Annotated in this window: 13 protein-coding genes; 8 read left to right on the top strand and 5 right to left on the bottom strand. The window is 71.5% G+C overall.

Annotated elements, in window-relative coordinates; translation table 11 throughout:
* Window positions 1–140: 140 nt before the first annotated feature.
* The 5 genes from ACH4SI_RS40650 to ACH4SI_RS40630 all read left to right on the top strand — a co-directional run bounded on the left by ACH4SI_RS40650 (window position 141) and on the right by ACH4SI_RS40630 (window position 6894).
* The gene (locus ACH4SI_RS40650; protein WP_398305602.1) at window positions 141–1508 is read left to right on the top strand and encodes an ABC transporter substrate-binding protein; all 1368 of its coding nucleotides are present in this window, start codon (window positions 141–143) and stop codon (window positions 1506–1508) included.
* 23 nt (window positions 1509–1531) lie between these two features.
* The gene (locus ACH4SI_RS40645; protein WP_398305599.1) at window positions 1532–2905 is read left to right on the top strand and encodes a carbohydrate ABC transporter permease; all 1374 of its coding nucleotides are present in this window, start codon (window positions 1532–1534) and stop codon (window positions 2903–2905) included.
* Window positions 2902–3783 (top strand): carbohydrate ABC transporter permease, encoded by an 882-nt coding sequence (locus ACH4SI_RS40640; RefSeq protein ID WP_398305596.1) that lies wholly within the window; start codon window positions 2902–2904, stop codon window positions 3781–3783. Before ACH4SI_RS40645 ends, ACH4SI_RS40640 begins: the two co-directional genes overlap by 4 nt.
* A 190-nt stretch (window positions 3784–3973) precedes the next feature.
* A complete protein-coding gene (locus tag ACH4SI_RS40635) occupies window positions 3974–5881 on the top strand; it encodes a stealth family protein (protein ID WP_398305593.1) in 1908 nt (635 codons plus the stop codon).
* Complete coding sequence (locus ACH4SI_RS40630; protein ID WP_398305590.1) at window positions 5854–6894, top strand: FkbM family methyltransferase; 1041 nt, start codon at window positions 5854–5856, stop codon at window positions 6892–6894. The genes ACH4SI_RS40635 and ACH4SI_RS40630 overlap by 28 nt, the downstream gene beginning before the upstream one ends.
* Here the strand turns inward: ACH4SI_RS40630 and ACH4SI_RS40625 are convergent.
* Entirely contained in the window at window positions 6845–7684 is an 840-nt protein-coding gene (locus ACH4SI_RS40625) for a serine hydrolase domain-containing protein (protein ID WP_398305587.1), read from the bottom strand. The two genes, ACH4SI_RS40630 and ACH4SI_RS40625, sit on opposite strands and share 50 nt — an antisense overlap.
* Before the next feature lie 93 nt (window positions 7685–7777).
* Window positions 7778–7996, bottom strand: coding sequence for a hypothetical protein (locus ACH4SI_RS40620; RefSeq protein WP_398305584.1), 219 nt, complete (start codon window positions 7994–7996; stop codon window positions 7778–7780).
* 137 nt (window positions 7997–8133) lie between these two features.
* On the opposite strand from ACH4SI_RS40620, the gene ACH4SI_RS40615 reads away from it, so the two are divergent.
* The 3 genes from ACH4SI_RS40615 (at window position 8134) to ACH4SI_RS40605 (ending at window position 12543) form a co-directional block, all read left to right on the top strand.
* The gene (locus ACH4SI_RS40615; protein ID WP_398305581.1) at window positions 8134–10209 is read left to right on the top strand and encodes a hypothetical protein; all 2076 of its coding nucleotides are present in this window, start codon (window positions 8134–8136) and stop codon (window positions 10207–10209) included.
* A 151-nt stretch (window positions 10210–10360) separates the two neighbouring features.
* The gene (locus tag ACH4SI_RS40610; protein ID WP_398305578.1) at window positions 10361–10498 is read left to right on the top strand and encodes a hypothetical protein; all 138 of its coding nucleotides are present in this window, start codon (window positions 10361–10363) and stop codon (window positions 10496–10498) included.
* Between the two features lie 26 nt (window positions 10499–10524).
* Window positions 10525–12543 carry a glycosyltransferase gene (locus ACH4SI_RS40605; protein WP_398305575.1) on the top strand — a complete coding sequence of 673 codons (2019 nt, stop codon included), beginning with the start codon at window positions 10525–10527 and terminating at the stop codon, window positions 12541–12543.
* Window positions 12544–12550: 7 nt separating this feature from the next.
* On the opposite strand, the gene ACH4SI_RS40600 is transcribed toward ACH4SI_RS40605, so the two are convergent.
* From ACH4SI_RS40600 to ACH4SI_RS40590, 3 genes are all read right to left on the bottom strand, one after another.
* Complete coding sequence (locus ACH4SI_RS40600; RefSeq protein ID WP_398305572.1) at window positions 12551–14548, bottom strand: glycosyltransferase family 2 protein; 1998 nt, start codon at window positions 14546–14548, stop codon at window positions 12551–12553.
* A gap of 36 nt (window positions 14549–14584) precedes the next feature.
* Complete coding sequence (locus ACH4SI_RS40595) at window positions 14585–16876, bottom strand: CDP-glycerol glycerophosphotransferase family protein (protein WP_398305569.1); 2292 nt, start codon at window positions 16874–16876, stop codon at window positions 14585–14587.
* 176 nt (window positions 16877–17052) lie between these two features.
* Window positions 17053–22026: an NAD-glutamate dehydrogenase gene (locus tag ACH4SI_RS40590; protein ID WP_398305566.1), complete on the bottom strand. Its 4974-nt coding sequence runs from the start codon at window positions 22024–22026 to the stop codon at window positions 17053–17055.
* Window positions 22027–22031: the final 5 nt, after the last annotated feature.

Here is a 22031-nt window from a genome sequence, read left to right as displayed (position 1 = left end):
CGTTTTTGGCGTTCATCACGGCCCGGTCACGACCGTGAGTGAACGCCGAAAACAGTATTGCCACGTTGGGTGACCGGGCGTAGGACTGTCGCACGGGACACGACCGCGCGCGAGGCGGTCGGCATCGGAGGGAAACGGGGATGCAGAAATCGCTTCGCAGGAAGCGGAAAAGGCGAGTGGCACGAGCCACGCTGGCCGCGGCATCGGCGGGAGCGCTCATGCTCACCGTCGCCGGCTGCGGCGGCGACGACGGGGACACGGTCAGCGGCGGCCCACCGCCGGTCACCGTGAAGCTGCCCAGCCTCAAGGGCCAGAAGCTCGAGGTCACCGCCGTCTGGACGGGGACGGAGCAGGAGAACTTCACCAAGGTGCTGAAGGAGTTCGAAAAGCGCACCGGTGCCAAGGTTTCCTTCGTGCCCAGCGGTGACGACATGGCGGGCTTCGTCGGCTCGAAGGTCGCGGGCGGCTCACCGCCGGACGTGGCGATGGTCGGCCAGGTCGGGGTCATGCGCGAATTCGCGCAGAAGGGCTGGGCGAAACCGCTCGACGCCGCCGCCAAGGCCGAGGTGAACAAGAACTTCGCCAAGGGCTGGCAGGATCTCGGCTCGTACGACGGCAAGCAGTACGGGGTGTATTTCAAGGCCAGCAACAAGTCGCTGCTCTGGTACAACACCTCGGCCTTCGACTACGCGGGCGCGAAGGTGCCGAAGACCTGGAACCAATTCCTTGAGCAGGCCCAGCTGATCTCGGATTCCGGCACCGACGCGATCGCGATCGGCGGCCAGGACGGCTGGACGCTGACCGACTGGTTCGAGAACGTCTACCTCTCCCAGGCGGGGCCGGAGAAGTACGACCAGCTCGCCCAGCACAAAATCAAATGGACCGACCCGTCCGTCAAGAAGGCGCTGGAAACCCTCGCCCAGCTGTGGGGCGCCAAGGGCCTGATCGCGGGCGGACGCAGCGGGGCGCTGCAGACCGCGTTCCCGGATTCGGTCACCAAGGCGTTCGGCAATGCCGCCCAGCCCGACGCGGGCATGGTCTTCGAGGCCGACTTCGTCGCCGCCAACGTCCAAGACGCGGGCGCGGAACTCGGCGGGGACGCGAAGGTGTTCCCGTTCCCGGCGGTGGGCGCCAAGAAGCCGGTGGTGACCGGCGGCGACGTGGGCGTGGCGCTGAAGAACAGCAAGGCCGCGCAGGCGCTGCTGACGTTCCTGGCGTCGCCCGACGCGGCGACCATCTGGGCCCAGTCCGGCGGGTTCGTCTCGGCCAACAGACACGTCAAATTCAGCGCGTATCCCAATGACCCGATGCGCGACATCGCCAAGGCGCTCGTCGCGGCGGGCAATGACTTCCGGTTCGACATGTCCGACCAGGCCCCGGCCTCCTTCGGTGGAAAGCCCGCCCAGGGCGAATGGAAAGCGCTCCAGGACTTCCTCAAGAACCCGAGGAACGTGGAAGGAATCCAGCGCCAGTTGGAAGCCGATGCCGCCAAGGCGTACAAGAACTGACGACTCGACCGGGAGATCCACATATGTCGACCGCGACAGCGGGCGGCGCGGCCACACCTGGCCGGGCGCCGTCCGCCCCACCGGCCTCACCACTGACCGTCAAGAAGAGGAAGAGCGTCCTGGGCACCCGGCCCTGGCTGGCGGCGGTGTTCCTGCTGCCCGCGCTGGTGCTGCTCGGCGCGCTCGTCGTCTATCCGATCGGCTACTCCGTTTACCGCAGTTTCTTCGACGCGAGCGGCAACGGCTTCGTCGGCCTGGACAACTACACGGAGATGTTCTCCGACGACGCGACCAAGACGGCGATCAAGAACAACATCATCTGGCTGATCCTGGCGCCGACCATCTCCACCGCGCTCGGCCTGATCTTCGCCGTGCTCACCGAGCGGGTGCGCTGGGCGACCGCGTTCAAGCTGATCGTCTTCATGCCCATGGCGATCTCCATGCTGGCCGCGGGCATCATCTTCCGGCTGGTGTACGACCAGGACCCGGACAAGGGCGTGGCCAACGCCATGTGGGTGGGCGTACATGACTCGTTCAGCGCCTCGCCGCCCTTCCCCGGCGCCCATCCGCGCCCGGACGCCGGGCTGACGGAGTCCGGAGGCGGCTCCTTCACCACCCGGGACACCGTCCGCGCCGGGTCCCCCTCCTCGATTCCGCTGGTCGCCGCCAAGCGCGACGACATCAGCGGCGCGCAGGACGCCAAGGCCGCGCGGCCCGAGGCCGGGAAGGTCACCGGCACCGTCTGGTTCGACTTCACCAAGGGCGGCCTCGGCAAGGAAGGCGCCATCGACAAGGGCGAGAAGGCGATGGCCGACCTCAAGATCGAGGCGGTCAAGGACGGCAAGGTCGTCGCGAAGACGACCTCGGCCGCGGACGGTACGTACGCCCTCCCCGCCAAGGCCGAGGGCGCCCAGCTGCGGCTGCCCGCCTGGAACTTCTCCGCGCCGTACAACGGCATCGACTGGCTCGGCCCGTCCCTCGTCACCCCGGCCATCATCGGCTCGTACGTCTGGATCTGGGCGGGCTTCGCCATGGTGCTCATCGCGGCCGGGCTCGCGGGCGTACCGCGTGAGCTGATGGAGGCCGCGCGGATGGACGGCGCCAACGAGTGGCAGGTCTTCCGGCGGGTCACCGTGCCGCTGCTGGCGCCGGTGCTCTCGGTGGTCGTCGTCACACTGATGATCAACGTGATGAAGATCTTCGACCTCGTCTACATCATCGCGCCGGGCCCCTCGCAGGACGACGCCAACGTCCTCGCGCTCCAGCTCTTCCAGTCGTCCTTCGGGACCGACGTCAACCAGGGCCTCGGCAGCGCGATCGCCGTCCTGCTGCTGTTGCTGGTGCTGCCCGTCATGTTCGTCAACATCCGCCGGATCCGAAGGGAGAGCCGCCGATGACCAGCGCGGACACGGTCGTACAGGCGAAGCGGTCCCTGATCGGGCGGATCGCCGAACGGGCCGGGGGCGGGGTGGTGCAGGTCGTCCTCGTCCTCATCGGGCTCTTCTGGCTGATGCCGACGGCGGGGCTGCTGCTGTCCTCCCTGCGCGACCCGTCGCAGGTGGACATCTCGGGGTGGTGGAAGGTCTTCAGCGACCCGTCGCAGCTGACCTTCGACGCGTACGACAAGCTGCTGGGCAACCAGCAGATCACCGACTCGCTGGGGACCACCCTCGCCATCACCATCCCGGCGACCCTTCTGGTCGTCGTCATCGGCGCGCTGGCCGGCTACGCCTTCGCCTGGATGGACTTCCCCGGCCGCGACTGGTGGTTCCTGATCGTCGTCAGCCTGCTGGTCGTCCCGATCCAGGTCGCCCTGATCCCGGTCGCCAAGCTCTTCGGCGAGATCGGCATCTTCCAGACCACGACCGGCGTCGTGCTCTTCCACACCGCCTTCGGCCTGCCCTTCGCGATCTTCCTACTGCGGAACTTCTTCGCCGAGATCCCCAGGGAGCTGCTGGAGGCGGCCCGCCTGGACGGCGCGGGCGAGCTGCGGCTCTTCTTCCGCGTCGTGATGCCGCTGGGCGCCCCGGCGATCGCCTCGCTCGGGATCTTCCAGTTCCTGTGGGTCTGGAACGACATGCTGGTCGCCCTGATCTTCGCCGACAGCGGCAACCCGCCGATCACGGTGGCGCTGCAGCAGCAGGTTCGGCAGTTCGGGAACAACATCGACATCCTGGGCCCCGGGGCGTTCGTCTCGATGATCATCCCGCTGGCCGTCTTCTTCGCCTTCCAGCGCCAGTTCGTGGCGGGCGTCATGGCAGGCGCCGTGAAGTAGCCCCCGGCCCGCACCCCGGCCCCGGCCCCGTGCGGCGCCGGGGCCGGGGCCGGGGCGGGACAGGGGAATGACCCGCTGGGCCGAACGGGGGCACTTTGGGCGGTGGCCCGCCATGCCGCCGCCCCATCCGGGCGGCGTTCAGATGATGGTGTGAGGAACCCGTACTGCGCCGCCCGCCCCAGGACGCACGATGCCCCTCACCGCACCGCCCGCCGCCCGCCGCCCCCCGTGGCTCGCCGATCCGCCCCTGGTGCGCGGCTACCGGCGTACGGTCCCGCTGCGGTTCCGCCGCGCGATCATCGCCCTGATCGGCGCCGAGCTGCGCCTCGCGGCCCTGCGCGGACTGGGCCGGCTGTCCCTCACCTCCGGTGCGCTACGGCTGCGCTGGGCGCGGCGGCGGCTGGGCCGCCTGGTGCGTACGGGGCTGCTGTCCGCACCGGACCGCATGGTGGTCGCCGACGACCGCGGCACCCGGATCGCGACCGTCGTCGCCACGCCCACCCCGCTGTTCGCGCGCGCCGAGAACCTGCGGCTGGTGTGCGAGGCGCTGGACCTGGCACGGCTCGACCACTTCGTCATCCGCTGCTACAGCAACGTCTCCTCCGCCGTGGGCGTTCGGGCGGATCAACGGGCGGCGGTGGTCGCCGCGCTCGGCGCGCTGTGCGCCCGCGAGGCGGGCTACGTCTCGCCGTCCCCGCGCCGGCGGGGCCGGGCGGGCGCGCCGCGCCTCGGCGCCGCGCCCCGGGTCTGGCGGCGGCTGGCCGCCGAGCCCGTCGTCCGCTTCACCCGCTTCCACACCACCCCGCGCGGGGATCTCGTCCTGGGCTCGTCGCACGGCTGCGACATCGAGTTCTGGGAGCGCGGCCCGGCAGACGGCCCTGCCCCCGCCCCGGGCATCCCGGAACCCGCCGGACACACGGCCAAGAGCCACCTCCACGCCCCCCGCCCCAACCGCACCACCGCCTCCGTACCGCTCACCGGCGACGCCGTACGCGCGCCGGACCAGATGTTCACCCGGCTCGCCCCGGCCGAGGGCTGGTCCCCGGGCCCCCTCGTCCGTACGCGCCCCGAGTTCACCACCCGGCTGCCGGACGAGGTCCGCTTCCCCATCGACGTCGTCTACACCTGGGTCGACGGCTCGGACCCGCAGTGGCAGCGGCGGCGCGCCGCCGTGACCGGCGAGGGCGGAGGGGTGGGCTACCACGAGCAGGCCGCCAACGCCGCCCGCTACGCCAACCGCGACGAGCTGCGCTATTCGCTCCGCTCGCTGCACCTGTACGCCCCCTGGGTGCGCCACATCTACATCGTGACCGACCGCCAGGTTCCGCCCTGGCTCGCGCTCGACCACCCGGGCATCACCGTCGTCGACCACGAGGACATCTTCGACGACCCGACCGTGCTGCCCACCTTCAACTCGCATGCCATCGAGACCCGGCTGCACCACATCAAGGGCCTCGCCGAACACTTCCTCTACTTCAACGACGACGTCTTCCTCGGCTCGCCCGTCACCCCCCAGGACTTCTTCCTCGCCAACGGCGTCAGCAAGTTCTTCCCCTCCCGCGCGCTGATCCCGCTGGCCCCCGCCGACCAGCTGGACGTCCCCGTATCGGCGGCGGGCAAGAACAACCGGCGGCTGCTGGAGGGCCGGTTCGGCGCGACCGTCACCCAGAAGATGAAGCACACCCCGCACGCCGTGCGCACCAGCGTCCTCGCCGAGATCGAGCGGGAGTTCCCCGACCCGATCCGCGCCACCACGGCCAACCGGGTGCGCTCCGCCTCGGACATCTCCCTGCCGTCCTCGCTGCACCACTACTACGCGTTCCTCACCGGCCGCGCGATCCCGGCCCAGCTGCGCTACGACTACGTCGACCTCTCCCGGCCCGCCATCCACTCCCGGCTCGCGAAACTGCTGCGGTCGCGCCGCTGCCAGGCGTTCTGCCTCAACGACACGGTCTCCTCCGAGCACGACCTGGCCGCCCAGCTGGCCCTGCTCCGCCCGTTCCTCGACGCCTACTTCCCCGTTCCCAGCCCGCTGGAGCGGGCCGTCACCCGACAGGAGCCGCGGCAGCCATGCCCCTCGCCATCACCCTCCCGCTGAACCCGGACGTCCTGGCCTCCCGCGGCCCGTACCCCCGCGCGCTCAATGTGCTCAGCCGCAAACAGACCGCGGTCCAGCGGCAGTTGCGCCGCTCCGGCCTGGCGGGCTACGAACCCACCACCCAGGCCACCCTGCTGGCCCTCGCCGGCCAGGCCCCGGCGGGCAGCGCGGTGTACGACATCGGGGCGCACATCGGGCTGTACTCGGCCCTGATCGACGCGATCTACGGGCGCGGAACGACCACCGGCACCCGCACCGGCGGCGGCCCGCGCACCATCGCCTTCGAGCCCACCCCGCAGACCGCCGCCCTCTGCCGCCGCATCCGCCTCTGCAACGCCCTGAACTACGAGGTGCAGCAGACCGCGCTCGCCTCCGAACCCGGCACGGCGGAGCTGTACTTCTCCCACAAGTCGGAGTCCTCGAACTCCCTCAACCCGGCCCACCGCAAGCACACCGAGTCGGTGACCGTCCCGGTCACGACGGTGGACGCCGTCACCGAGGACCGCGGTCTCGTCCCCCACCTCATCAAGATCGACGTCGAGACCTACGAAGCGGCCGTCCTCACCGGCGCCCTCGCCACGATCCGCCGCCACCGCCCCTGGATCATCTGCGAACTCCTCCCCGGCGCCGACCACGAAACCCTTCGCACCGCCCTGACCCCCCTCACCGCCATGGACTACGGCCTGCACCCGATCACCCCGGAGTCCCCCTGGCAGCGCTACGACGAGACCACCTACCGGCAGGCGGTCAGCCCCCAGTCCCGCGACTGGCTCCTGGCCCCCCGCCCCCTCACCCCCGCCTTCCACCGCGCCGTGCGCCGCTGGCTGATCGCGATCCTGGTCTGCGACGAGACGACGAACCTCCTCACCCCCGACAGGGCGTCCTTCCCCTGCGCCTGGAACGCCCCCTACCGCCCCCGCACCCTCCGCCCCGCCCTCACTCGCCTCGGGGGCGCCTTGTGGATCATGCCGGGCCCCCGGCGCCTGGCAAAACACCTCGCGGCCCCGCGCTGACCGCCCGCGACACCTCGGCGAGAAGGCTCTCGACACCGGCGCCCCAGCGGGAGCTGATGACCAGGTCCCGGGCGGGGTCGACCCACAGCAGGTGACCGCCGCCGTTGCCCCGGGCGCAGCGCCCGGTCGCCGGGGCGGACGGCCATACCGTGCGGTGGTCGTTCAGCCACCAGGACAGCCCGTAGTTCGGCTTGACCCGGCACGGCGTCCACATCTGCTCGATCCAGCCGGCGGAGACGACCCGGGCCCGCCCCCACCGGCCGCCGCGCAGGCACAGCTGCCCGATGCGGGCCAGGTCGAGCGCGCTGATCCACAGCCCCCCGCCCCAGTGGGCGCCCCCGGAGACCACCGGCACACGGGTGCCGTCCACGTCCACGAACGAGTCCTCGTAGCCGTGCCAGGACCAGGACGACGACGCCCCGACCGGCGCCATGACGCGATCCCGCAGCACGTCCGGCAGCGCGCGGCGGAACAGCACCGTGAGCGCCAGCGCGGTCAGGTTCACCCGGACATCGTTGTACGCCCAGCCCTCACCGGGCGGCCCGCCGGCCGACTCGGTACCGTTCCTGGGGACTGAGCAGGAGTGAGTCCGCTCAGCCGCACGCCCCGAACGGTCTTGGGCGCACTGGTCCCCGGCGTACTCAGCCCCGGGGCGGCGACACGCATCCTGTGCGTGGTCCGATCCCGGGAGGCCAGATCCCTCACGACCTGGCCATGTGGATACGGCCAGAGGCGACGGGGAGGCCCCGAACCATCTCGCTGGTGGAGCGGGGGCCCCGCACGCTGGCACCGTACCCGGCGTCCCAGATCGCCCGCTCACCCTAGCCCGAACAGCCCACACCACCACAAGCTCGAAAGTCAACCATCACACGATCGAGCTAATTCACCCTCGTACGCACTCCCCGGCGAGCAGTTGGCACCCTCCCGCCCGATGGGAGACGTCGGACACCTGGGCATCGAGGTACGCCGCCATGTCCCCCACCCCGGCCACCGCCCGCTCCCCCTGCCGCCGAGCCGCCTCCCCCACGGCCTGGGCGTCCACCCCTTCCCAGGGATCCCCGAAGCCGTCCGCCTCGTCCAGAACCACAAGCCCCTCCCTCATGTCCGGCCTCCCTCTGCGCACGCGAACAGAGCCTCCCATGGGGTCGTACTCCATCGGAGGCGACAAAAGGCGCATATACGGCGAGTCGCCTAGGGTTTGCTCTCAGTACGACGTATCCACCGCGAAGGACGCGCGCCATGAATCGCCTCGGTATCAGGAGTCCCCGCGGTCTCGCGGCGTTTGCCGTGGTGGCCGGGGGGCTGGTGACGATGGCGGGGACTGCCGTGGGTGGGAGTGGTGGGGTGTTCGTGGGGGCGTGGGTGGTGGGGGTCGGGGGCGATCTGGTGCTGCAGCGCAGCGAGCCGGGGCTGATGGGACGTCTGGGGCGGCTGCATATCGGGGAGACGCTGCGCTTCGAGTTGCGGTGTGTGCTGATGCTCCTGCTGCTCGGGCGGATGCATGTGACCGGTCCGGTGGGGCTGGCGTCGGCGATGGCGACGGTGCTGTGTCTGCTGGGCGGTCAGGCGCTGCATGCCGCGATCTGCACGCTGATGCGCCGTCGGCGGCGGCTCGCGGTCGCGGCGCGCCATATCGATCTGCGGGGCTTGCGCATCAGCGACCGGCCGCCGCGGCGGCTGACCGAATGGCCGGGGCTGCGGATGCTGGCGTACGAGGTGTCCGCGCTGGCCGGGCTGGGAGCGACGCTGGTCACCGGGGATGCCCGCTGGGTGGTGGCGGGGCTGGCGGCGGCGGCCGGGGGGTGTGTGGTGACGGTGCTGGCGCTGCTGCCGTACCTCGTGCGGTCGCGCCGGCTGCCGGGACCGGCGCGGGTGCTGGCCGAGGTGAACGCCTGGCTGGCGCGGCACCGGCCGGAGACGGTGCTCTACTTCACCGGGCAGCAGGGCAACACATGGCTGGAGACGGTGGCGGCGCTGCGCGCCCCGGCGCTGGTGATCCTGCGGGAGCGGCAGCTGCTGGAGGTGCTGGGGCCGACCGCGCTGCCGGTGCTGTGCGTGCCGGACGCGACGCATCTGCGGGCGCTGGATCTCGGCAGCGTACGGGTCGCGCTCTATCCGGCGAACGTCGGCGAGAACATCCATCTGCTGCGCGTTCCCACCATGCAGCACGTGTTCCTGGGCGACGGCGACACGGCCGCCGGAGTCGATCCGTACAGCAAGGTCTACGACCAGGTGTGGGTCGCGGGCCGGGCCGGGCGGCAGCGGTACGCGGAGGCGGCGGTCGGGGTCGAGGACGCGGACATCGTGGAGGTGGGGCGGCCCCAGCTGGACGGCGTCCGGGTCCAGGAGGACGACGACCGCGCCCCGGCGTCCGTCCCCACCGTGCTGTACGCCCCGGGCGACGCGTCGCCGGCGGCCGGGGGCGAGTCGCTCGTACGGCGGCTGCTGGAGAGCGAGCCGCCGGTCCGGGTCCTCTACCGGCCGTGCCCCTCCACCGGCCGCCGGTCCGCCGCGGCCCGCGCCGCGCACCGGCGCGTCGTCGCCCTGATCGGCGCGGCGAACGAGCGGCGGGCCGGGCAGGGGGCGGACGAGCCGGAGGAAGCCGGGGCGCTGCGCGCCGAGGCCGCCCGCTGCCGCGCCGAGCTGACGAGACGTATCGCCGCGCACGGGGCACGGCTGCGCCCGGCGTACGCCGACGAGGCCATGCTCACCCGCGACAGCGCGGCCCCCGATCCGGCGGCGGACGAGGCCAGGGAGCTGAGCGAGCAGTGGCACCGGGCTCACTGGGCGGCCTCGCCGCCCTGGCTGCACCAGGTGGTCGAGACGACGGGACCGTCCCTCCACTCCTGCTTCGACCAGGCCGATCTGCTGATCAGTGATCTCTCCGGCCCGGTATCCGACTTCATCGCCACCCTCAAGCCGTACGCCCTCACCGATACAGGTACCGATACCGATACGCAGGAGTTCCGGCGGCAGCACACGGTGGCCCGCGCCGCCCATCTGCTCGGCCCGGGAGCCGCCGGGGTGGACGACCTGCTCCGGCTGCTCTTCGACCCCACCCGGGACACGTTGCGCGCCGCGCGCCACGAGCTCAAGGCGTATCTGCTCGGCCCCACGAACCCGCCGTCCATCCAGCGCTTCAACGAGGCGGTCGACGCGCTCGCCGCGAAGGGCGAGGCGCTCATCCGGCTGCGCGAACCGCAGACGATCCACGAGGGAGCAGCCGATGCGCCCGACGCACCCGATGAGCACCAGCCGGCCGCACCGTGCACCTGCGCTCCGTCCGTTCCCGCCGCGCCGCCGCCCGCGAAGTGAAGTGAACGGGTTCGGCGTTCCGTACGTCGTACCGGGGCGCCCCGGACGCCGGTCCGTCACCGGCCGGCCGTACGTCCCACACCCGTCACTCACCCCCGGCCCCGACCATGAGCAGCCACCAGGAGCAGCCACCAGGAACACAGGAGCGATCATGGGAACGCAGCACGTCATAGCCGTCGGCCTCATCCAGGCGCCCACCGACGGCAGATGGGCCACGGACCACGACCGCGGGACCCGCGGCAACTCCGACCGCACCCGCCCGTCCGCGCCCCCCGGCGACGCAGCCTGAGCCCCATCTCACCCTCCGGAGTCCGCATGTTGCCGCGTACCCCTCGCCCCGGCCCGCGCCCCCGCGTCAGCGTGATCGTCCCCGCCCGCAACGCCATGCCCGCCCTGACCCGCGCCCTCACCTCCGCCATGGAGCAGACCATAGGCATCGCCCGGCTGGAGATCATCGCGATCGACGCCGGGTCCACGGACGGCACCGCGGCCGAGCTGGACCGGCTGGCCGCCGACTGCCCCGCCCTCAAGGTCGTCCACGAGGAACCCGGCGGCGGACCGGGCAGGCACCGCAACACCGGCCTCGACCTCGCCCGCGGCGACTACGTCTTCTTCCTCGACGCCGACGGCCGGCTGGGCCCCGACGCGCTGCGCCGCATGGTCGCCATGGCCGACCAGAACGGCACCGACGTCGTCCTCGGCAGGATGGCCTCCCCCAGCGGACGCGGCGTCCCCCGGGCGGCCTTCCGCCACAACCAGCTGCGCACCGACGTCCTCGGCTCGCACGCCTACTCCACCCTCGGCCCCTGGAAGCTGTTCCGCCGCTCCCTCATCGAACGGTTCGATCTGCGCTTCCCGGAGAACTGCCGCACCGACGAGGACCAGCCCTTCACCGCGGCCGCCTACCTCAACGCCTCCGGCATCTCCGTCGTCGCCGACTACGACTGCTACCACCTCACCCGCGACGAGGCCGGGAGGCACCCCGCCCGCACCGGCCTCACCGACCGCATCGACGCCATCCGGCTGCTGTTCCAGACCGCCGCCCGCTACACCCAGCCGGGCCCGCGCCGCGACCATGTGATGCGGCACCACATCCGCCGGGAGCTGTGCGGCGTGCTGCGCGCCCTGCCCCGCGAGAACGAGGCCGACGCGCGGACCCGGTTCCTCCCCGAGCTGCGCCGCTGGGCGACCGACCACTGCTCGGACGCGCTCTTCCGCACCCTCACCGCGCCCGAACGGCTGATGGTCCACCTCCTGCGCACCGGCCGCTTCGACGATCTGCTGACCGTCATCCGCAGCGCGAAGGAGGACGCGGGCCGCGGCCGTCTGGTCGAGAAGGGGCGCGTGTACTGGCTGCACCCCTTCTTCCGCGACCCGGCGGCCGACGTCCCCGACGACTGCTTCGACGTCACCGACCGGCTGCCGGTCCGCCACCACCTCACCGGCGCGGCCTGGCACGGCGGCTCCACCCTGCGGGTCCGCGGCCGGGCCGAGGTCAAGGGCCTGGAGGCCGGTCCCGAGGACCGCACCGCACTGGTGCTGCGCCGCCGCGAGGCCATGGACGAACTGTGCATACCGGTGACGGCGATCGCCCAGGAGACGGCGGAGGGCGAGGCGGCGGACGGCGAGTTCGCGGCGGATGTCGACATCGCCACCGCCAACGGCGGCGCCCCGCTGCGCCCCGGCGTCTGGGATGTCTTCCTGGACGTACGCGCCGAGGGCGTCAGCCGCACCATACGGTTCGGCAACCGCCACGACGAGGGGCTCGACATCGGCACCGCGCGCCGGGTGGTGACCGCGGGGCCCGGCCTGCGCGCCCGCGTCACGCCGTACTTCACCACCCCGTACGGCAATCTCTCCCTCGACATCGGCCCGGCCCCGGGCGGCGCGCCCTGCGAGGTGACCGAGGCGCTGTGGCATCCGTCCGACAAGGGCACGCTGGTCGTCGCCGGGCGGCTGCTGCCGCCGGGCTCGCCGCCCCGCGACCGGGTGCTGCGGCTGCGCGCCGAGCACACCGACGGCCGCGTCGTGGACCACCCCGTGCGGTACGCGGCGGGCCACCCGGCGGGGGCGTTCACCGCCCGGCTGCCGGTACGCGACCTCGGCCGCGGCCGCTGGACGGTGACGCTCGCCCTCGTCGGCCGCGGCGACGGCCCGCCGTGCGCCGCGCCCGTACCGCCGCCCGAGCGGCTGCCCGGCACCCGCTGGCTGCGCCGGGGCCGTCCGTACTACGCCAAGCCGCTCACCGGCCGCGGCGCGGCGACCCTGGAGCTGCGCATCGCCCCCGTACGCCTCCTCGCCGCCGCCCGCAACCGCCTCGGCCACCGCACCTGACCGCCACTCACCCGCCGATACGGGCCCCCCGCAGTCGCCGCCGCACACCCTCGGCGACCTTGATGGGCGCCACCTCAAGCGCGAGGGCCGAGGGCGACGGCCGGGTGAGCGGTTTGGCGTAGTACGGACGGCCGAAGCGGAGCCAGCGGGTCGGGGCCAGCCGGCCCAGGCTGGGCACGACGACGCTGCGGTCCGCCATGACCAGCGTCAGCGTCCAGCGGCCCGCCGTCAGCCGTCCGACGGGCAGCCGGGCGGTGAAGTCACCGGAGGAGCCGGAGCCATCGCCCGGCTCGAACCGCACCGCGACCTCGCGCACCACGCCCGCCCCGCTCTCGGCGCGCAGCCGCAGCCCGGCCCCGTCCCGGACGGCCGCGCCGGTCAGCCGCCCGCCGACGATCAGGACCCTGGCGCCGTGCCAGCCGGTCCGGGTCACCTCGCACGGGGCGTCGTCGGCGTCCTCACGACGGTGGGCGACCTCGCCGACGTCGAGCGAGAGATTGCCGTACGGGGTGAAGTACGGGACCACCACCACGGGTTCGCCCCCCGGAGTCGTCACCGCGCGCCGGGTCGGCCGGGTGGCCTCACCGGAGGCCCGACCCTCGCGGACGCTCCCGAACCGCACGATACGGCTGACGTCCTGGGCCCGGACGTCGAGGTAGATGTTCCACAGGCCGCGTTCCAGCGGTGCGCCGCCGTCTGCGGTGGCCGGGTCGATGCCGACGGAAAAGCCGGGCGACCCGGGGGGATGGGGCGTGGTGGGCACCCGGATCTCGGGGCGGTCGGACTCGTACTTGCGCAGGATGACGTCGGTGGCCGGGTCGATCGCGTCGATGCCCTCGATGGCGGCCCGGCCGGTCAGCCGCAGCACTCCGCCGTGCCAGTGCGCCGCGTCGAGGCGGTGGTGGACCGGCAGCCGGTCCGTGATGTCGAAACAGGCGTCGGGGACGTCGGCGGTGTGGTCGCGGAAGAAGGGGTGGAGCCAGTAGACGCGGCCCTTGTCGACCAGATGGCCGCGGCCCGCGTCCTCCTTGGCGTCGCGCGCGACGGCCAGAACGTCGTCGAAGCGGTCGGCGCGCAGCAGATGTATCAGCAGCCGGTCCGGGGCGTCGATCCGCTGGAATATGGTGTCGGTCACCCAAGTCCGCGCCAAGTGCCGGAACTCGGGGAAGAAGCGCTCACGCGCGTCCCGCTCGCTCTCACGCGGCAGCAGCCCCCGCAGCGGACCGCACAGCTCCCACTCGACGTGACGGCGCATGATCTGGTCCCGGCGGGGACCCGGTTCGAGATGGCGGGCCACGGTCTCGAAGCACAGCCGGATGCCGTCCATGCGGTGGACGAGGTCGGACGCGGTGAGGGTGAGGTTGCTGCGGTTCTCGCGGTAGCGGACGTAGTAGCAGTCGTAGTCGGCGACCACGGATATGCCGGAGGCGTTCAGATAGGCGGCCGCGGTGAACGGCTTGTCCTCGCAGTTGCGGTAGGGCGGGAAGCGCAGCCGCAGCCGTTCTATGAGCGAACGCCGGAAGAGCTTCCAGGGGCCCAGGGTGAGATAGGCGTGGGAGGAGAAGATGTCGGTGCGCGGCTGGTTGTGCGAGAAGACGGCCCGCGGTACGGCGCGGCCGCCCACCGACGCGATCCTGCCGAGCACGATGTCGGTGTCGTTCTCGTCGGCCATGGCGACCATGCGGCGCAGCGCGTCCGGCCCCAGGTAGTCGTCGGAGTCGAGGAAGAACACGAAGTCGCCGCGGGCACGGTCGAGGCCGGTGTTGCGGGGGCTGCCCGCGCAGCCGGAGTTCGCCTGGTGGATCACGTGCAGCGCGGGGCACGCGCGGGCGAGCCGCTCCAGCTCTTCGCCGGTGCCGTCGGTCGAACCGTCGTCCACCGCGATGATCTCGATCCGGTCCGGGCCGAGGGTCTGGTCCATCGCGGAGGTGACGGAACGGGTCAGCTCCGGCATGGCGTTGTAGGCGGGGATGATCACGCTGGCACGGGGAGGGGACGCGGGCATGGCGGGCTCCTGACTCCGGACTCGGGGCCGAAAGGATCACTCGCGGTCGGGGAAGGCGCGGGTGGGCTGGGCGGTGTGCGGGGGCAGGGCGCCGCCGTGCGCCCGCACACCGTGTGGCGACGGCACCGTACGGCTGTCGGGCCGCCCCTGCGCCACCGGCTGCGCGGTGACGTCCTCGCCCAGCATGAGGGCCCGTACGACGCGCTCCGCCGCGTGCCCGTCGTCGTACGGGCAGAAGCGGGCCCGGAACGCGGTGCGGAGCGCGGCCGCTTCGGCGTCGCACCACCGGCCCTCGCGGAACACGGCGATCAGTTCGTCCAGGGTGCGAGCCACCGGGCCCGGGGTGTCGCCGGGGCGGCCCGACAACAGGTCGAAGTAGACGCCGCGCGCGGCCCGGTAGGTGTCCCAGTCGTCCGCGTAGATCACGATGGGCCGGTCGAGCAGGGCGTAGTCGAACATGATCGACGAATAGTCGGTGATGAGCGCATCGGCGGCCAGGCACAGCTCCTCGACCCGCGGATGGCGCGACACGTCCCGCACGAGTCCCGCCTCGTCCAGTGCGCGCAGCGCCGCCGACGGCCGGTACGAGTAGTGCGCCCGCACCAGGAGCGTCGTGTTCGGTCCCAGGCCGCGGCTGACCCGCTCCAGGTCCAGCCGGGGCATGAACCCCTTCTGGTAGTCGCGGATCGTCGGGGTGTAGAGGACGGTGGTGTGGCCCTCCGGGACTCCGAGCCCGGCGCGGGCGCGCCGGACGTCGTCCGCGGAGGCCGAGGCCAGCACGTCGTTGCGCGGATATCCGTATTCCAGCAGCCGGTAGTTGGCGGGGTAGACCCGCTCCCACACCTCGCTGGAATGCGGATTGGAGGAGAGGGCGACGTCCCAGCGGTCGATGCGGCTGAGGAGATTCCCGAAGCTCATTCCGGCCGCCGCGGCGGGATAGTGCTGCTGGTCCAGGCCCATGCATTTGAGCGGGGTGCCGTGGAAGGTCTGCAGATGCACGGTGCCGGGCCGCTTGACGACGTCGTTGGGGAAATTGACGTTGTTGATGAGATAGGCGGCGCGGGCCACCGTCCGGTAGAAGTCCCGGGTTCCCGCGATGACGTAGTCGATGTCGTCCGGGAGCGAGGCGATTTCCGACTTCTTGACGACCCACACCCCGTGGATGTGCGGCGCCAGTTCCCGGGCCTTGTAGTAGATCGCCGCCGGGTTGCACAGCACGCCCCGCCCCCAGTACGCGCTGTAGACGGCGAGATTGGGTTCGACCGGGCGCTGCCGGTGGGCCCGGTACAGGGCCCGTTTGCCCCGTACGGCCAGCGCCGCGCGGGCGATCCGCTTGGCCTTGCGGGCCCCGGAGACGGCCCGCGTCGCCATCTCGTGCTCCCGGTAGCGGGCGAAGGAGCTACGGGCGAGCGCCGCGAAGCGCCATTCGGCCCCGGCGGGCGGCGTGAACCCGTCCGGGAGGTGGGTCCCGTACCAGGCGGCGGCCCGGCGGAAGAAGCGGGGCCGGTCGGCCGTCGCCACCCGGGAGCGGCGGTCGAGGCAGAACAGGAAATGGGAGACGGCCCGTTCGAAGAGCAGACACCGCAGCGGGTTCAGATGCGGATGTTCGTCGAGGAAGGCGAAGAGCCGGGCGTACTGGTCGAAGATGACGAAGTGTTTCTCGCCGGGACTTCCCGTGCTGGCACCGACCCGGCGCTGACGGTATTCCAGGCCGACCAAATCCACGCAGGTGATGCGCCGGGCCGTGAGCATCGTCAGATACGACAGCAGGGCGTCCTCGTAGATTCCCTCGTTGAACGCGAAGCCGTGGCCGGTGTAGAAGGCGCGGCGGTAGACCCGGTTGGACGACATCGCGAAGATCCGCAGGAATTCGGGGCGCTCCAGGATGGAGAAAACATCGGTGCCCGCCGAGGCCAGCAGCTCCCCGAAGACGCTGGGCGCCGTGCGCCCCGACCAGTAGGTGCGCACATGGTTGAAGTAGAGGATGTCCGGGTCCTCGGTGAGGGCGAGCCGTTCGGCGAGGCCCTCCAGGGTGCCGGGCGCGAGGGTGTCGTCCCCGTCGAGGAACAGCAGATAGTCGCCGGTGGCGTGTTCGACCCCCGCGTTACGGGCCTGGCCTGGGCCGGAGTTGACGGGCTGATGCACGGGCACCACCCGGCTGTCGCGGGCCGCGCGGGAGTCGATGATGGCGCCGCAGTGGTCCGGCGAGCAGTCGTCGACGGCCACCACCTCCAGGTCGCGGAACGACTGGGTCAGCACGGAGTCCAGGCAGGCCTGCAGATAGCCCTGCACGCGGTAGGCGGCGATGACGATGGTGAAGCGGGGCATACGGCTCCTTCAGGACGCAACGACGGCCTTGAGCGCGAAGCGCTCGCTGCTTCACCACCGTAGGATCATACGTCCCTATATGCCCGATAAGTTCATAAAAGTGGCGGCCGACCGGGTGAAGAACGCCCCCGGCGGGCATGAAACCCGCCGGGGGCGCTGTGGAGAGCCGGACCGGATCAGCTGTGCGTGCGCAGCAGCGTCCGCATGGTGCGCATCGCCACCGACAGGTTCGCCAGGTCGAACGTCTCCGACGACTGGATCTCGTCCAGCGTGGTCCGCGCCCGCTGGAGGATCGCGGCGTTCTTCTCCTCCCATGCCTTGAACCGCTGCTCCGGCGTCGAACCACCGTTACCGACCGACAGGACGTCGGAAGTGAGGGCGGCCTGGGCCGCGTACAGGTCCTCGCGGATGGAGACGCGGGCCATGGACTGCCAGCGGTCGGCCCGCGGCAGTTCGATGATGCGGTCCATCAGCTGGCTGATCGACAGCCGGTCGGCCAGGTCGTAGTAGACCTCGGCGACCGCGAGGGGGTCCTTGCCGGTGCGGTCCGCGATGGCGACGATGTCCAGCGTCGGGAAGGCGGACGAGAAGCCCGCCACCCGGGTGGCCAGGTCGTCCGGGACACCGGCGGCGGTCAGCTCGTCATGGATGCGCTGGTACCACTCGATGTCGCTGCCGCGCAGCAGCTTGGGCAGCTGCGCCCGCACCGCGGCGACCCGCTCGGCGAAGAAGTCGATCGTCCCGGCCAGCTCCAGCGGCTGCGGCCGGTTGTTGAGCAGCCAGCGGGTGCCACGCTCGACGAGCCGCCGCGAGTGCAGCCGCATCCGGGTCTGGTACTCGGCGGGGACGACCGTGTCCAGGGCCTCGACCTCGTCCCAGATCTCCCCCAGCTCGAAGATCACCCGGGCCGCGGTCTGGGCGCGCACGACCTCCTCGGTGGAGGCCCCGCTCTCCTCCCGCATGCGGTGCAGGAAGGTCGTACCGGCGGTGTTGATCGTGTCGTTGACCAGCACCGTGGTGATGATCTCGCGGCGCAGCGCGTGCCCGTCGACGTACTCGGGGAAGCTCTGGCGCAGCGCCTGCGGGAAGTAGGCGTGCAGCAGCCGCTGAAGGTACGGGTCGTCGGGCAGATCGGTGCCGATCAGCTCGTCCGCCACGGTGATCTTGACGTAGGCGAGCAGCACGGCCAGCTCGGGCTGGGTCAGACCGCGTCCGGCGGACAGCCGCTCGCGGATCTGCCGGTCGGTGGGCAGGAACTCCAGCGCGCGGTCCAGCCGTCCCTCGCGCGACAGCCGGCGCATCAGCCGCTGGTGGGCGTGGAGCAGGCTGGGGGCCTGGGAGGCGGAGTTGGCGAGGGCCACGTTCTGCGCGTAGTTGTTGCGCAGCACCAGCGCGCCGACCTCGTCGGTCATCTCGGCCAGCAGCTTGTTGCGCTGCTTGACCGTCATGTCCCCCTCGGTGACCAGCGCGTTGAGCAGGATCTTGATGTTCACCTCGTGGTCGGAGGTGTCCACCCCGGCGCTGTTGTCGATCGCGTCGGTGTTGATCCGGCCGCCGTTGGTGGCGAACTCGATGCGGCCGAGCTGGGTCAGGCCCAGGTTGCCGCCCTCGCCGACGACCTTGACCCGCAGGTCCTGGCCGTCCACCCGGATCGCGTCGTTGGCCTTGTCGCCGACGTCGGCGTGCGACTCGGTGGACGCCTTGACGTACGTACCGATGCCGCCGTTCCACAGCAGGTCGACCGGGGCCTTGAGGATGGCCTTCATCAGGTCGGCCGGGGTCATCTTGGCGACCTTGGTCTCGATGCCGAGCGCGGCCCGCACCTGCGGGGTGATCTGGATGGCCTTGGCCGTACGGGGGTGGATGCCGCCGCCCGCCGAGATCAGCTCGGCGTTGTAGTCCTCCCAGGACGAGCGCGGCAGCTCGAACAGCCGGCGGCGCTCGGCGTACGAGGTGGCCGCGTCCGGGTTGGGGTCGATGAAGATGTGCCGGTGGTCGAAGGCGGCGACCAGCCGGATGTGCTCGCTCAGCAGCATGCCGTTGCCGAACACGTCACCGGACATGTCACCGACGCCGACGACCGTGAAGTCCTCGCTCTGGGTGTCGTGGTCCAGCTCGCGGAAGTGCCGCTTGACGGACTCCCAGGCACCGCGCGCGGTGATGCCCATGCCTTTGTGGTCGTACCCCGCGGAACCACCGGAGGCGAAGGCGTCGCCGAGCCAGAAGCCGTACGACTGGGCGACCTCGTTGGCGATGTCGGAGAAGGTCGCGGTGCCCTTGTCGGCGGCGACGACCAGGTAGGTGTCCTCTCCGTCGTGCCGGACGACGTCCTTCGGCGGCTCGACCTGACCGCCGACCATGTTGTCGGTGATGTCGAGCAGACCCGAGATGAAGGTCTTGTAGCAGCCGATGCCCTCGGCCAGCCAGGCGTCCCGGTCCACCGACGGATCCGGCAGCCGCTTGCCGACGAAACCGCCCTTGGCGCCGACCGGCACGATGACCGTGTTCTTCACCATCTGCGCCTTCACCAGGCCCAGGATCTCGGTACGGAAGTCCTCACGCCGGTCGGACCAGCGCAGACCACCGCGCGCGACCTTGCCGAAGCGCAGGTGCACGCCCTCGACGCGCGGCGAGTACACCCAGATCTCGTACGCCGGGCGGGGCGCTGGCAGATCGGGCACGGCCTGCGGGTCGAGCTTGACCGACAGGTAGTCGTGCGGCTCGCCGTGTGCGTTCTTCTGGAAGTGGTTGGTGCGCAGGGTGGCCTTGATGAGGGTCAGGAACGAGCGCAGGATGCGGTCCTCGTCGAGCGAGGCCACCTGGTCCAGCGCCGCGTCCAGCTCCTCCATCAGCGCGTCGGTCAGCTCAAGACCCGCCCGCTGCCGCTCGGGCGACATCCGGGCCTCGAAGAGGGAGACCAGCAGCCGCGTCGTGTGCACGTTGTTACGGAGGGTGTCCTCCATGTACGACTGGCTGAAGGTGGACCCGGCCTGCCGCAGGTACTTGGCGTACGCGCGCAGCACCATGGCCTGCCGCCAGTCAAGACCGGCGCCCAGCACCAGCTGGTTGAAGTTGTCGCTCTCGGCCTGGCCGGTCCACACGGCGGCGAACGCGTTCTGGAAGCGCTCGCGGGCGTCGTCGGCCAGGGCCTCGCCCTCGCGCAGCGGCAGCCGCAGCCCGAAGTCGTAGATCCAGGCGGTGGTCCTGTCGGCGCAGCGCAGCTCGTACGGGCGCTCGTCGACGACCTCGACGCCGAGCGTGTTGAGCACCGGCAGTACGGCGGACAGCGACACCTGGCCGCCCGCCCGGTAGATCTTGAAGCGGCGCTCGGCGTGGGCCGCGCCGACCGGCTCGTACAGGCTGAGCGCGAAGTCCTGCTTGCTGTCCTCGGCGGTCAGCCGCTCCACGTGCTGGAGGTCGGCGACGGCGCCGCGCGGCGTGTGGTCGGCCTTGTAGCCCTCGGGGAAGGCGTGCTGGTAGCGGCGCAGCAGCTCGGCGGCGCGCTCCTCGCCCACCTCCGACACCAGGGCCTCGGAGAAGCCGTCGGCCCACGAGCGGGCGGCGTCGACCAGCCGGTTCTCGATGCGCTCGACATCGGCGTCGGTCAGGTCGGGCAGCTCCGTACCGGGCTGGACGCGGACCACGAAGTGCAGCCGGGACAGCACCGACTCGGTGTGCAGGGCGGTGAAGTCCACCGGCGGGCGGCCGGTCAGCTCCTCCAGCAGGATGTCGGTCAGCCGCAGCCGCACATCGGTGGTGAAGCGGTCGCGCGGCAGGTAGACCAGCGCGGAGTAGTAGCGCCCGTACTCGTCCTGCCGCAGGAACAGCCGCAGCCGGCGGCGCTCCTGGAGGTAGAGCACACTGGTGACGATCGAGCGGAGCTGGTCGACCGGCGTCTGGAACAGCTCGTCGCGCGGGTAGGTCTCCAGGATCTGCAGCAGGTCCCGGCCGTCATGGCTGTTGGACCCGAAACCGGCGCCCGCAAGCACCTCGTCCACCTTGCGCCGGATGACCGGGACCCGGCGCACCGACTCGGTGTACGCGGCGGACGAGAACAGCCCCAGGAAGCGGCGCTCGCCGACCACGTTGCCCTCGGCGTCGAACTTCTTCACGCCGATGTAGTCGAGGTACGACGGCCGGTGGACGGTGGCGCGGCTGTTGGCCTTGGTGAGGACCAGCAGCTTGTGTTCGCGGGCCTTCGCCCGGGCGTCGGCCGGCAGCCGGTTGAACGACGGGGACACCGGGGCGGCCCCGGTGTGGGCGCTCTCGTCGGTGTCCCGGTGCTCCGGGTCGGACCGCAGGATGCCCAGCCCCGTGCCGGGCACCGCGGTCAGCACGTCCTCCTCGCCACCGGCCTCGGTGGGCGCCTGGGTCAGCTCGTACTCGCGGTAGCCGATGAAGGTGAAGTGGTCATCCGCGAGCCAGCGCAGCAGCTCACGGGCCTCCTCGACCTCCTGGTCGCGGACCTCGGCGGCCTTGGGCTCCTCGGGCAGCACCTCGGCGAGCCGCAGCGCCGACTGGCGCATCTTGTCCCAGTCCTCGACGGCCTCGCGGACGTCGGACAGGACGCGCAGCAGGTCGGCGGTGATCTGCTTGAGGTCGCCGCGGTCGGTCTCCCGGTCCGTCTCGACATGGATCCAGGACTCGACGACGGCGTCGTGCGGCAGGTTCTCGCGGGCCTTGCGGTCGTACGAGGCGTCCAGCAGCTCGATCAGCTTGCCGGTGATGTCGCGGCGCACGACCACCTGCGGGTGGATCACCACATGGATGCCACGGCCCTGACGGGTCAGCTCGTTGGTCACCGAGTCGACCAGGAACGGCATGTCGTCGGTGACCACCTCGACGACCGAATGGCTGCACGTCCAGCCGTGCTCCTCGACGGTCGGGGTGTGCACCCGTACATTCGCCGTGCCCTGGGGGCGCGCCTCGGCGAGTCGGTAGTGCGAGAGCGCCGCACCGAAGACGTCGACAGGGTCGCGGTCCGCGAGGTCCTCGGGTGGCGTGTGCAGGTAGTAGTGCTGGAGGTATGCGGTCAGGGTCTCCGGGCCCGGGCCCTGTACCGGTGGTTGCCCCCCGGCAGGACTGTTCTCAGCGACCCGGGCGGCCCGTGCGAGCAGCTCGGCCTTGGCTTCGTCCAGCTTGGTCTGCATGTCCT

The organism is Streptomyces sp. NPDC021212 (assembly GCF_044332925.1).
Classification (GTDB): Bacteria; Actinomycetota; Actinomycetes; order Streptomycetales; family Streptomycetaceae; genus Streptomyces.
This window is presented reverse-complemented; position numbering and strand designations above follow the sequence as displayed.